Source organism: Flavobacterium sp. GNP011 (genome assembly GCF_056428925.1).
On sequence record NZ_JBWJVJ010000013.1, the window covers coordinates 86,493 to 99,547 of the forward strand.

The 13,055-nt window shown below is 38.4% G+C and carries 6 protein-coding genes, 4 tRNA genes and 3 rRNA genes; 10 read left to right on the forward strand and 3 right to left on the reverse strand.

Annotation, left to right across the window (positions count from 1 at the left end; genetic code table 11):
• The first annotated feature begins 406 nt into the window (after positions 1-406).
• The 7 genes from AC061E_RS11490 to AC061E_RS11520 all read left to right on the forward strand — a co-directional run bounded on the left by AC061E_RS11490 (position 407) and on the right by AC061E_RS11520 (position 5,883).
• A 16S ribosomal RNA gene (locus AC061E_RS11490) occupies positions 407-1,920 on the forward strand.
• 131 nt (positions 1,921-2,051) lie between these two features.
• Positions 2,052-2,125: transfer RNA gene (locus AC061E_RS11495), tRNA-Ile, on the forward strand.
• Positions 2,126-2,229: 104 nt separating this feature from the next.
• Positions 2,230-2,303 (forward strand) — tRNA-Ala (locus AC061E_RS11500).
• Between the two features lie 188 nt (positions 2,304-2,491).
• Positions 2,492-5,377: ribosomal RNA gene (locus AC061E_RS11505) — 23S ribosomal RNA — on the forward strand.
• A 173-nt stretch (positions 5,378-5,550) separates the two neighbouring features.
• Positions 5,551-5,660: ribosomal RNA gene (gene rrf, locus AC061E_RS11510) — 5S ribosomal RNA — on the forward strand.
• The 16S, 23S and 5S rRNA genes sit together here with 4 tRNA genes alongside, the layout of an rRNA operon.
• A 58-nt stretch (positions 5,661-5,718) precedes the next feature.
• A tRNA-Phe gene (locus tag AC061E_RS11515) sits at positions 5,719-5,791 on the forward strand.
• A gap of 6 nt (positions 5,792-5,797) precedes the next feature.
• Positions 5,798-5,883 (forward strand) — tRNA-Leu (locus tag AC061E_RS11520).
• 325 nt (positions 5,884-6,208) lie between these two features.
• Here AC061E_RS11520 and AC061E_RS11525 read toward each other — a convergent pair.
• Entirely contained in the window at positions 6,209-6,541 is a 333-nt protein-coding gene (locus AC061E_RS11525; RefSeq protein WP_478286365.1) for a hypothetical protein, read from the reverse strand.
• 691 nt (positions 6,542-7,232) lie between these two features.
• Here AC061E_RS11525 and AC061E_RS11530 point away from each other — a divergent pair.
• The gene (locus AC061E_RS11530) at positions 7,233-8,858 is read left to right on the forward strand and encodes an amidase (protein WP_478286366.1); all 1,626 of its coding nucleotides are present in this window, start codon (positions 7,233-7,235) and stop codon (positions 8,856-8,858) included.
• Between the two features lie 46 nt (positions 8,859-8,904).
• Here AC061E_RS11530 and msrB read toward each other — a convergent pair whose 3' ends face one another.
• Both msrB and AC061E_RS11540 read right to left on the reverse strand, forming a co-directional pair.
• Positions 8,905-9,291 carry a peptide-methionine (R)-S-oxide reductase MsrB gene (gene msrB, locus AC061E_RS11535; protein ID WP_478286367.1) on the reverse strand — a complete coding sequence of 129 codons (387 nt, stop codon included), beginning with the start codon at positions 9,289-9,291 and terminating at the stop codon, positions 8,905-8,907.
• Positions 9,292-9,312: 21 nt separating this feature from the next.
• Positions 9,313-10,176 carry an alpha/beta fold hydrolase gene (locus AC061E_RS11540; protein WP_478286368.1) on the reverse strand — a complete coding sequence of 288 codons (864 nt, stop codon included), beginning with the start codon at positions 10,174-10,176 and terminating at the stop codon, positions 9,313-9,315.
• A 142-nt stretch (positions 10,177-10,318) separates the two neighbouring features.
• On the opposite strand from AC061E_RS11540, the gene AC061E_RS11545 reads away from it, so the two are divergent.
• Both AC061E_RS11545 and AC061E_RS11550 read left to right on the forward strand, forming a co-directional pair.
• Positions 10,319-11,740 (forward strand): glycogen synthase, encoded by a 1,422-nt coding sequence (locus AC061E_RS11545; RefSeq protein WP_478286369.1) that lies wholly within the window; start codon positions 10,319-10,321, stop codon positions 11,738-11,740.
• On the forward strand, positions 11,737-13,017 hold the full coding sequence (locus tag AC061E_RS11550) for a glucose-1-phosphate adenylyltransferase (RefSeq protein ID WP_478286370.1): 1,281 nt from the start codon (positions 11,737-11,739) through the stop codon (positions 13,015-13,017). The genes AC061E_RS11545 and AC061E_RS11550 overlap by 4 nt, the downstream gene beginning before the upstream one ends.
• Positions 13,018-13,055: the final 38 nt, after the last annotated feature.

Consider the following 13,055-nt stretch of genomic DNA (forward strand, 5'->3'; position numbering starts at 1 on the left):
TACTGGCAAGAAAAACGAAGTGATTAGGGATTTACTCTTTAAAAAAAAACTTTAAAAAAAGCTTGTGAGATTTAAAAATGAAAGTTATCTTTGCACCCCGCAAAACAACGGAAGTTCCTTGAAAGATTGATAAGAAATAGAGAAGTAAACGAGGTAAAAATTATCTCAAAAAAACTTCAATTTTTTCTTGCCAGTTAAAAAAAGAATAGCTACTTTTGCACCCGCTTTGAGAAACAAACGAAAGGCGAAAAAATAGTAAGAATACGTTCCTAGACATATTGAATTGACAGCCGTTTTGTTCGCAAGAACAGAACATAAAGAATAAGAGTAATAGAATCGGAAGATTTGAAAAAACCACTAGAACTGAGTCGAATAACAATAGTTCGCCACGGCGAACAAACAATATACGATGAAGAGTTTGATCCTGGCTCAGGATGAACGCTAGCGGCAGGCTTAACACATGCAAGTCGAGGGGTATAGGTTTTCGGACCTAGAGACCGGCGCACGGGTGCGTAACGCGTATGCAATCTACCTTTCACAGAGGGATAGCCCAGAGAAATTTGGATTAATACCTCATAGTATAGCAGTTTCGCATGAAACCACTATTAAAGTCACAACGGTGAAAGATGAGCATGCGTCCCATTAGCTAGTTGGTAAGGTAACGGCTTACCAAGGCAACGATGGGTAGGGGTCCTGAGAGGGAGATCCCCCACACTGGTACTGAGACACGGACCAGACTCCTACGGGAGGCAGCAGTGAGGAATATTGGACAATGGGCGCAAGCCTGATCCAGCCATGCCGCGTGCAGGATGACGGTCCTATGGATTGTAAACTGCTTTTGTACAGGAAGAAACACCTCTACGTGTAGAGACTTGACGGTACTGTAAGAATAAGGATCGGCTAACTCCGTGCCAGCAGCCGCGGTAATACGGAGGATCCAAGCGTTATCCGGAATCATTGGGTTTAAAGGGTCCGTAGGCGGTCAGATAAGTCAGTGGTGAAAGCCCATCGCTCAACGGTGGAACGGCCATTGATACTGTCTGACTTGAATTATTAGGAAGTAACTAGAATATGTAGTGTAGCGGTGAAATGCTTAGAGATTACATGGAATACCAATTGCGAAGGCAGGTTACTACTAATGGATTGACGCTGATGGACGAAAGCGTGGGTAGCGAACAGGATTAGATACCCTGGTAGTCCACGCCGTAAACGATGGATACTAGCTGTTGGGCGCAAGTTCAGTGGCTAAGCGAAAGTGATAAGTATCCCACCTGGGGAGTACGTTCGCAAGAATGAAACTCAAAGGAATTGACGGGGGCCCGCACAAGCGGTGGAGCATGTGGTTTAATTCGATGATACGCGAGGAACCTTACCAAGGCTTAAATGTAGATTGACCGGTTTGGAAACAGACTTTTCGCAAGACAATTTACAAGGTGCTGCATGGTTGTCGTCAGCTCGTGCCGTGAGGTGTCAGGTTAAGTCCTATAACGAGCGCAACCCCTGTTGTTAGTTGCCAGCGAGTCAAGTCGGGAACTCTAACAAGACTGCCAGTGCAAACTGTGAGGAAGGTGGGGATGACGTCAAATCATCACGGCCCTTACGCCTTGGGCTACACACGTGCTACAATGGCCGGTACAGAGAGCAGCCACTGGGCGACCAGGAGCGAATCTATAAAACCGGTCACAGTTCGGATCGGAGTCTGCAACTCGACTCCGTGAAGCTGGAATCGCTAGTAATCGGATATCAGCCATGATCCGGTGAATACGTTCCCGGGCCTTGTACACACCGCCCGTCAAGCCATGGAAGCTGGGGGTGCCTGAAGTCGGTGACCGCAAGGAGCTGCCTAGGGTAAAACTGGTAACTAGGGCTAAGTCGTAACAAGGTAGCCGTACCGGAAGGTGCGGCTGGAACACCTCCTTTCTAGAGCCTTAGTGTTAGTAGTAATACACGCTAGGGAAAGAAGACGAAAGTTCAAGTTGGAAACAGATACCAACATTTTATTACTCTTGCTGTTAATTTAAAAAAAAAGAATAAAAATTTAAGAATAAGAGTGTCTCGTAGCTCAGCTGGTTAGAGTACTACACTGATAATGTAGGGGTCGACAGTTCGAGTCTGTCCGAGACAACTATTTAGACTTAAATAAGGAAATTTTAGAAGAAGAGTGAAATCACGTTAAAGTGAGCACGTTATCCAACTGCGAACTGCGACTGATAACTGCCAACTAAAAACGGGGGATTAGCTCAGCTGGCTAGAGCGCCTGCCTTGCACGCAGGAGGTCAACGGTTCGACTCCGTTATTCTCCACAAATTTAGTCGAAAGACTAAAGTCTGAAAGTCAAAAGTATGACTTTATGACCTTAGACTTTATAACTTTCGACCTAAATAAAGTTCATTGACATATTGAGATAAGAAATAATAAAAAGTAGAAAGCGTTTTTTACTATTTATAGTAAAAGACAAAGAAAACGGTCTTAATTAAATTTAAGATTGGTACAATAAGCAAAATAAGGGCGTATGGGGGATGCCTTGGCTCTCAGAGGCGATGAAAGGCGTGATAAGCTGCGAAAAGTTACGGGGAGCAGCACACATGCGTTGATCCGTAAATACCTGAATGGGGCAACCCACTATCTTGAAGAGATAGTACACCGATAGGTGGGCAAACCCGCTGAACTGAAACATCTAAGTAGGCGGAGGAGAAGAAAACAAAAGTGATTCCGTAAGTAGTGGCGAGCGAACGCGGATTAGCCCAAACCAATGTTGTTACGGCAATGTTGGGGTTGTAGGACCACGATATTTTATGTACAAGGAACCGGAAGTTACTGGAAAGTGACACTATAGAGGGTGATAGTCCCGTATGGGTAACGAGTATAATGAATAGTGGTATCCTGAGTAGGGCGGGGCACGTGAAACCCTGTCTGAATTTGGCGGGACCATCCGCTAAGGCTAAATACTCCTGAGAGACCGATAGTGAACCAGTACCGTGAGGGAAAGGTGAAAAGAACCGTGAATAACGGAGTGAAATAGATCCTGAAACCATACGCTTACAAGCGGTCGGAGCCCTTTCGTGGGGTGACGGCGTGCCTTTTGCATAATGAGCCTACGAGTTAACGTTGCTGGCAAGGATAAGTGGTTAAGCCACGGATCCGTAGCGAAAGCGAGTCTGAATAGGGCGCTTTAGTCAGTAGTGTTAGACGCGAAACCGTGTGATCTACCCATGGGCAGGATGAAGCGCTGGTAACACAGTGTGGAGGTCCGAACCGGTTGACGTTGAAAAGTCTTCGGATGACCTGTGGGTAGGGGTGAAAGGCCAATCAAACTCGGAAATAGCTCGTACTCCCCGAAATGCATTTAGGTGCAGCGCACGGCATAAAGTTATATAGAGGTAGAGCTACTGATTGGATGCGGGGGCTTCACCGCCTACCAATTCCTGACAAACTCCGAATGCTATATAATGTTTCCGTGCAGTGAGGGCTTGGGTGCTAAGGTCCAAGTCCGAGAGGGAAAGAACCCAGACCATCAGCTAAGGTCCCCAAATATACGCTAAGTTGAAAGAACGAGGTTTGTCTGCCCAGACAGCTAGGATGTTGGCTTGGAAGCAGCCATTCATTTAAAGAGTGCGTAACAGCTCACTAGTCGAGCGGACGAGCATGGATAATAATCGGGCATAAGCGTATTACCGAAGCTATGGATTTCATATTAAATTATGGAGTGGTAGGGGAGCATTCTAACAGGGTTGAAGGTGTGTCGTAAGGCATGCTGGACTGGTTAGAAAAGAAAATGTAGGCATAAGTAACGATAATGCGGGCGAGAAACCCGCACACCGAAAGACTAAGGTTTCCACAGCTATGCTAATCAGCTGTGGGTTAGTCGGGACCTAAGGCGAACCCGAAAGGGACAGTCGATGGACAACGGGTTAATATTCCCGTACTAGTTATTACTGTGATGGGGTGACGGAGTGATGAAAGCGCCGCGAACTGACGGAATAGTTCGTTGAAGTACCTACCTATAAGACCCGCAGGCAAATCCACGGGTTTTGGGGAAATACGATAGTACTCGGATACTTCGGTAGAAGAGATAGTGCGCCTAAGGGCTTCCAAGAAAAACCTCTAAACTTCAGGTAATAAGTACCCGTACCGCAAACCGACACAGGTAGTCGAGGAGAGAATCCTAAGGTGCTCGAGAGATTCATGGCTAAGGAATTAGGCAAAATAGACCCGTAACTTCGGGAGAAGGGTCGCCAGCAGCAATGCTGGCCGCAGTGAAGAGGTCCAGGCGACTGTTTATCAAAAACACAGGGCTCTGCAAAATCGTAAGATGAAGTATAGGGCCTGACACCTGCCCGGTGCTGGAAGGTTAAGAGGAGATGTTATCTTCGGAGAAGCATTGAATTGAAGCCCCAGTAAACGGCGGCCGTAACTATAACGGTCCTAAGGTAGCGAAATTCCTTGTCGGGTAAGTTCCGACCTGCACGAATGGTGTAACGATCTGGACACTGTCTCAGCCATGAGCTCGGTGAAATTGTAGTAGCGGTGAAGATGCCGCTTACCCGCAGTGGGACGAAAAGACCCTGTGCACCTTTACTATAGCTTAGTATTGACCTTGGATAAATGATGTGTAGGATAGGTTGGAGACTGTGAAGTGGCGTCGCTAGGCGTTGTGGAGTCATTGTTGAAATACAACCCTTTGTTTATCTGAGGCCTAACCCCATAATGTGGGGGACATTGCTTGGTGGGTAGTTTGACTGGGGTGGTCGCCTCCAAAAGAGTAACGGAGGCTTCTAAAGGTTCCCTCAGTACGCTTGGTAACCGTGCGTAGAGTGCAATGGCATAAGGGAGCTTGACTGAGAGACATACAGGTCGATCAGGTACGAAAGTAGAGCATAGTGATCCGGTGGTTCCGCATGGAAGGGCCATCGCTCAAAGGATAAAAGGTACGCCGGGGATAACAGGCTGATCTCCCCCAAGAGCTCATATCGACGGGGGGGTTTGGCACCTCGATGTCGGCTCGTCACATCCTGGGGCTGGAGAAGGTCCCAAGGGTTGGGCTGTTCGCCCATTAAAGTGGCACGCGAGCTGGGTTCAGAACGTCGTGAGACAGTTCGGTCTCTATCTACTGTGGGCGCAAGAAATTTGAGTGGATCTGATTCTAGTACGAGAGGACCGAATTGGACAAACCTCTAGTGTATCTGTTGTCACGCCAGTGGCACCGCAGAGTAGCTACGTTTGGAAGGGATAAGCGCTGAAAGCATATAAGCGCGAAACCCACCACAAGATGAGATTTCTTTTAAGGGTCGTGGGAGATGACCACGTTGATAGGCTATAGATGTAAAGGCAGTAATGTCATAGTCGAGTAGTACTAATAACCCGTAAGCTTATGTACACCCTTTTCCTCCCGAGTAATCGGGAGGGAGAAACTTTCTAATACACTTTTTATATTCTTTATCTCAGTATGTTAAGATATTGCAGCAAAGCTGCGTTTAAAGTTTGATGTTTAATGTTACAGGTTGAAAAACCTGAAACTATAAAAACTTGAAACTCCTTAAACAATAATCTTAAGGTGGTTATTGCGGCGGGGCTCACCTCTTCCCATCCCGAACAGAGTAGTTAAGCCCGCCTGCGCAGATGGTACTGCAGTTATGTGGGAGAGTATGTCGTCGCCTTTCTTTGAAAGCCCATTCTAATCGGATGGGCTTTTTTTTATCATTTACTTTTTACAAGTAAGGTACCTTAGCTCAGATGGTAGAGCAATGGACTGAAAATCCATGTGTCCCTGGTTCGATCCCTGGAGGTACCACAACCAGCTCGGATGGTGAAATTGGTAGACACGCTGGACTTAAAATCCAGTGAACAGCAATGTTCGTGCGGGTTCAAGTCCCGCTCTGAGTACATAGAAAAACCCTCTAACACATATGTGTTGGAGGGTTTTTCGTTTACAATGTATTTTTATTTTAATTATAGCTTGTATTATAAAGGATGTTTTCTTTTTTTACTTCTGCTCATGCAATTGCACTTCTAATTTTAAATCAGTTCAATTGTAAGTAAAATTTTTGGTAAAAACATTGGTATGGTATGTATAAAAAAAAGAGGCTGACTAGGGATCAACAGCTAAAAAAATGACTTTATCTCCATAGTTTTCTTTTATTCGGTTTAACTCGTGTATTTCTTCAATGCAAGGAGGACAATTGACAAACCAAAGATTTACCAAAATTGGCTACCCTTTTAATGATTCTAAATTTATTTTATTGATATGTAGATCAATTAAGTTTTCAAATGGTAATTTTTTGCCTATAAATTTATCCATCGCAGCGAAAACATTAACTTCTTTTACTATTGTTTTGAATAATTTAACTTTGGAATCATTTCTGGCAATTGTTGACAAAATTACTTCTTGAATTTCACCTCTTTTTGCCATTTTTAATTTTATTTCTTCATATTTTTTAGAGGTAAAAATTTTACCGTTAGGTGCTTGGTAGTATATTTCTTTTTCTTGCTTACGAGAAAACATTACAAACGATGACACTATGATTGCTGCGAATTTATTCATTGGATATTTTAATTTCCTTGTTGTTGAATTATTTAATATTACAGTCTATTTCAATACCTTCTTATTATTTATTAAATACAGCAGGTCTAATTTATAAAAAACAGTATGTTTTATATAAAATTAAATGACCTTGGAACTTAGGTGCTGTTTGACCTCATTTATGTCAAGTAAGTTCAATTTTTGTTGACGCTGTACTGACTACAAATTAATCCAACTTTAGCTGAAACAAATTATGGTCTATTTGGTCAAGATATAATACAATAAAAAATTCCTTTAATCACACATATTTAGGTATTAGATAACTATAGACTCTTACAACGCCCAAATTAGTTAGTAATTACATAATCATATTCAATCTTATATTTTTGCCGTTACAATTTTTAAAAAATTAAGAAAGATAAAAAGGATACCTATTTTTTTCATGAATAAATATTAAATTTTTTAAATAAAATAAACGGGGTGTTAGATATTCTATTTGTTTTACATTTTGAATTGTATTTTAAAACGAAGGATTATAATATTGAACATATTACTTTTTTAGTACAAAATTATAATATTGTTATTTATTGGTTCAACTAATCTTTAAAATATAAATAGTTTAATTTTTAGTATGATAAAATCATTTTTAATTATTTATCCTCTGGACTATTATTTTACTACATTAGATAAAAAATAAAAAATACATATTTTTATGAAAAGAAGATCTTTTTTGGCTTCATCAGCTATTGCAGCCATTGGAATAAATACTTTTTTGGTCACTAGCTGTGAGTCTAAATCAAATGATAAAAATACATCAGCTTCTGGAGAGGAGTTTAATTTTAGTTTTGAACTAGATGAAGAATCAATAACTTCTTTACAATCTAAACTGAAATCAGGCACATTTACATCGGAGCAATTAGTGCGTTTGTATTTGAATCGAATCGAAGAAATAGATAAAAAGGGTCCTAAACTCAATTCAGTAATAGAGGTTAATCCAGATGCTTTAACTATTGCTAAACAACTTGACGAAGAACTTAAAGCTGGAAAAAGTCGTGGTGCGATGCATGGAATTCCCGTTTTGATTAAAGACAATATTGACACAGCTGATAAAATGCAAACAACGGCTGGATCCTTATCCATGGCTGGGAACATAGCTTCGAATGATGCAACTGTTGTTAAAAAATTAAGGGATGCAGGTGCAGTAATCATTGGTAAAACCAATTTAAGTGAATGGGCCAACTTTAGATCAACACAATCTTCATCAGGATGGAGTAGTAGAGGTGGTCAAACCAAAAATCCTTATTTTTTAGATCATAATCCTTGTGGTTCAAGTGCGGGTTCAGGAACAGCAGTTTCGGCAAATTTGTGTGTAGTGGCGGTAGGTACAGAAACAGATGGCTCTATTGTTTGTCCTGCTTCAGTAAATGGAATTGTAGGTATTAAGCCTACTGTTGGTTTAGTGAGTCGTTCTGGTATTATTCCTATTTCTAAAACGCAAGATACAGCTGGACCTATGGCTAGAACAGTATCTGATGCTGCTATTTTATTAAGTGTATTAGCTTCTGTAGATCAAAAAGATCCTGTAACTCTTGAAAGTAAAGGAAAATCTGTAACAGATTATAGTTCTTTTTTAAAATTAGACGGATTAAAAGGAAAGAGAATTGGTATTGAAAACAAACCGCAAGGAGAGAATCAATATATAAATGCTCTATTTGATGATGCCATTCAATTGTTAGAGAAGCAAGGAGCTACAGTAGTAAAAATTGATTATATAGACAAAATTAATGTATTAGGACAAGCTGAGTTTGAAGTATTGCAATATGAATTCAAAGATGGACTCAATCAATATTTAACTACCGCAAAAGCTAAAGTAAAAACATTAAAGGATGTGATTGATTTTAATAACGCAAACGAAGACAAAGCTATGCCATATTTTAAACAAGAAACTTTATTGAGTTCTAATTTGAAAAAAGATTTAAAAGCATCTGAATATCAAGATAGTCTAGAAAAGAGTTTTAATGGAAGTAAAAAAATATTGAATGAAGTCATGGCTCAAAATAGTCTTGATGCCATTTGCGGAATTACAATGGGTCCGTCATGCAGTATTGACACTATTTATGGTGACCGTTGGGGAACTTATTCCTTAACTTCACCTGCAGCAATGAGCGGTTATCCTCATATCACAGTACCCTGTGGGCAGGTATATGAATTACCTGTTGGGCTTTCCTTTTTTGGTAAACCATATACCGAAGGCTTGTTAATTTCTCTAGGATATGCTTATGAGCAAGCCACCAAAAAAAGATTAGCGCCAAAATACAAAGCCTCTTTCTTGAGCTAAATAGAAAAAGGGATTAAGTCATTCCTTCTTAATCCCTTTTTATCATTTACTTAAAGTTGATAGAGAGCGAATTCACACAATATCGTTGACCTGTTTTTGTAGGTCCATCATTAAAAACATGTCCTAAATGGCTGCCGCAATTGGCACATAAAATTTCAGTACGTTTCATTCCGTGAGATACATCATCAATGTATTGTACTTTTCCAGGAATTGATTCATCAAAAGAAGGCCAGCCACAATGCGCATCAAATTTTGTATTGCTTTCAAATAAACTTTCATTGCAAGCTCCACAGGTATAGGTTCCTTTTTCAAAGTGCAAATTGAACGTTCCTGTATGTGGATATTCGGTGCCTTTAAGACGTAAAATTCTATATCTTTCTTCTCCTAAGAGCGCTTTCCATTCTGCTTCCGTTTTTTCTATTGGATATTTCATAATGATATATTTTTAATGTTCTTATTTTTCTAAAAATGCTATTGTTGCTTCAATTACTTTTGAGTTTCCTAATATTTTTCGGTGTCCAAGACCGTTTGTTACCATTAATTCTCCTTTTTTTAAATGATTGTGAATGTTCTTTGCAGCGGTTACTGGAACTTCTGGATCATCTTCATCATGAATTACTAGAACAGGGATATGTACTTCCTTTGCTGCAAGAGATGCCGAATAATTATTCATATCATCCTTGTATTTTTCTTCGAAGTGAGCTCGTAAAGACAGACCTATTTTTGGGTCTAGTTTTAGTTTTGCTATAAAATCATTTATTATGTCAGAGACAACATCGCCACTACCAATAATAATTGCTTTGTTGACTTTCATTCCGTTTTTTATGGCGTTTAATACCGACATTCCTCCTAATGAATGGCCAACAATACCTTCAAACGGTCCATGAATTTTATCAATTTCAAGAATGGAAGCTATAAAGTCCATCATAACTGCTGATGAGCCTTGGGATTTTCCATGTGCAGGGGCATCAAAACTTATTGTTTTATAATTTTTTTGCAAAAGCGCATCTGCTATTTTGAATAACTGTGTTCCACGACCAGCCCAACCATGAACAAGTAATATTTTTCTATCGCTAATGCCATATTCATAGAGTGTGATTTCTTTATTTATTGCAGGAATGGTTAGGGTACTTTTTAAACTTTTACTTTCCATTGTGAGTTCTCTTTTGGGAACCTTATATTTTGTGGGTGTAGTAAATAGTTTTGCAGCAAATAGTGTTACTAATTTTGAAGAAAAAAAAGCGATTAATTTGCTTGTGTGTAAAATTATCTTGGGAATTTTTAAGGATTGTGTATGAACGGTACTCTTTTTTGTCATTATACTAAATTTTCGATAGGATTATTTTTTTGTAATTTTTTTACTAAATTTAGAAAAACATAAAAGTACTTTTTTTTAGATCTTTAAAAGAAATTTAAATGTTTTTTTAACAAAAAGTATTTTTTAAACACAAATTAATTTCATGGAGTTATTTCATATTAGCGCTGAATGTTATCCAGTTGCAAAAGTTGGTGGTCTTGCCGATGTTGTTGGAGCACTACCCAAGTATCAAACTAAAGCAGGCCATGAAGTTCGGGTTATTATTCCAGAATATGATGTGGTTTTTATGAATGTAAATGCATTTGAAACTGTTTTTAAAGGCAATGTATCTTTAGGGAATTTAAATTTTCCTTTTAGTATTCATAAAGAGGTAAAAAATAAATTAGGATTTGAGTTGTATTTGGTTGCCATCCCTGAATTATTTGATAGGAAGCAAGTATACGGGTTTCCGGATGATATAGAACGCTTTTTAGCTTTTCAGATCGCTGCTTTAGATTTTATTTCAAATAGAGATACAATTCCAGATATTATCAATTGCCATGACCATCATACAGGTTTAATTCCGTTTATGATGTTGTACAGCTTTAAATATGAAAAAATCCGAGCAGTTCCTTCCGTGATTACAATCCATAATGGTTTGTACCAAGGACAATTTGGTTTTGAAAAAATGGATTATATTCCAGAATTTGATTTGATTCATAAGAACGTTTTAGAATGGGATCATTGCATTAATTCATTGGCTGTAGCCGTAAAATGTGCAGGAGGAGTTACCACCGTTTCACCAAGTTATTTAGACGAAATAAATGGTTTTGCTAGTGGATTAGAATCGCTGTTTCAAAATGTACGGTACAAGTCCAAAGGGATTTTGAACGGAATAGATGTAGAAATTTGGAATTCAATGACAGATGATATGCTGGAGAAGAATTATTCTATAGCTGACTTTGCTATTGGAAAACAAGCCAATAAAGAAAAGCTTTGCTCTCTTTTTAATCTGGATGCAACAAAACCACTTTTTAGTTTTATAGGAAGATTGTTTGAAGAAAAGGGAGGTGATTTATTGCCAGATGCAGCCTATTTTGCCTTAAAAGAACAAGCCAATGAAATCAACATTTTTGTTTTAGGGTCTGGAAATGTAGTTATAGAGAATAAATTAAAAAATCTTATTCCTGAGTTTAAAGGTAATTTCAATGCCTACATAGGCTATAACGAGGCACTAGCCCATTTGATTTATGCAGGTTCTGATTTTATCTTAATGCCATCAAGAGTTGAACCTTGTGGACTGAATCAAATGTACGCTATGCGATACGGGACAATTCCTATAGTGCGCAGAACAGGGGGATTAAGAGATACGGTAATTGATATTGGTGATGATGGAAATGGTATTTGTCATGATCAGGCATCTGTTGTGGATATCTGTTATTCTATTAGAAGAGCTCTGAATTTGTTTGAGGATAAAGAGCAACTTTTTTCAGTAATAAAAAAAGGAATGAATACAGATAACTCATGGGAACGAGTGTGTCAAGAATATTTAGAAATGTATAATGTTATAATTAACAAAAAATGAAAGCTAAAAAGAAAAATGTTATTGCAATTATTTTAGGTGGTGGACAAGGTTCCAGATTATATCCTTTAACAGAGTCGAGATCTAAACCTGCTGTGCCCATTGGAGGAAAGTATAGATTGGTAGATATTCCTATTTCAAATTGTATGAATTCAGATATTTATCGAATATTTGTATTGACTCAATTCAATTCGGCTTCTTTAAATGCTCACATAAAAAACACCTACAATTTTAGTATTTTTAGTCATGCTTTTGTTGATATATTGGCTGCAGAGCAAACTCCAGATAATCCCACTTGGTTTCAAGGCACTGCAGATGCTGTTAGACAATGTATGCCCCATTTTTTAAATCATGATTTTGATTACGCATTAATACTTTCTGGAGATCAGTTGTATCAAATGGACTTTAACGACATGGTTGAAGAACATATCAAACGACAAGCCGATATTACCATTGCAACCTTGCCAGTTAATGCTAAAGATGCTCCTGAATTTGGGATTTTAAAAACAAATGCCGAAAGTTGTATTGAATCTTTTATTGAAAAACCTGCTAAAGAGTTATTGCCAGATTGGGAATCAGATGTGAGTGACCAAATGAAACAAGAGGGTAAGCATTACCTTGCTTCAATGGGAATTTATATCTTTAACAAAGATTTGTTAGTAGACATCATGTCAAATAAGGAAACAAAAGACTTTGGAAAAGAAATTATTCCCCAAGCAGTGGGTCATAAAAAAATACTAAGTTATCAATATGAAGGATACTGGACCGATATTGGAAATATTGATTCTTTCTTTGAAGCTAACATTGGTCTTACAGAAGACTTACCAAAGTTTAATTTGTTTGATGATACCAATAAAATTTACACTAGACCAAGACTTTTGCCTCCATCAAAATTTCAGAAAACAATGATTGATCGTTCTTTAATTTCTGAAGGCTGTATTTTGAATGCCAAAGATATTAAACATTCAGTAATAGGTATTAGATCCAGGATAGGAACGGGTACCGTGATTGAGAATAGCTATATCATGGGTAATGATTATTATCAAAATATAGATGATATGAACAAAGATATTGATGCTGGTAAGCAGCTTGTAGGAATTGGTGAACGTTGCTACATCAATAATGCAATAGTAGATAAAAATTGCAGGATAGGGAATGATGTTCATATAAACGGAGGAAGCCATTTAGCTGATTTTTCTACAGATTTATATGCGATTAAAGATGGTATTGTTGTAATTAAAAAAGGAGTTGTATTACCAGATAATTTTAGTATTAAATAACTTAAATAGTACATCATTTAAATGTACACAAATCCTAT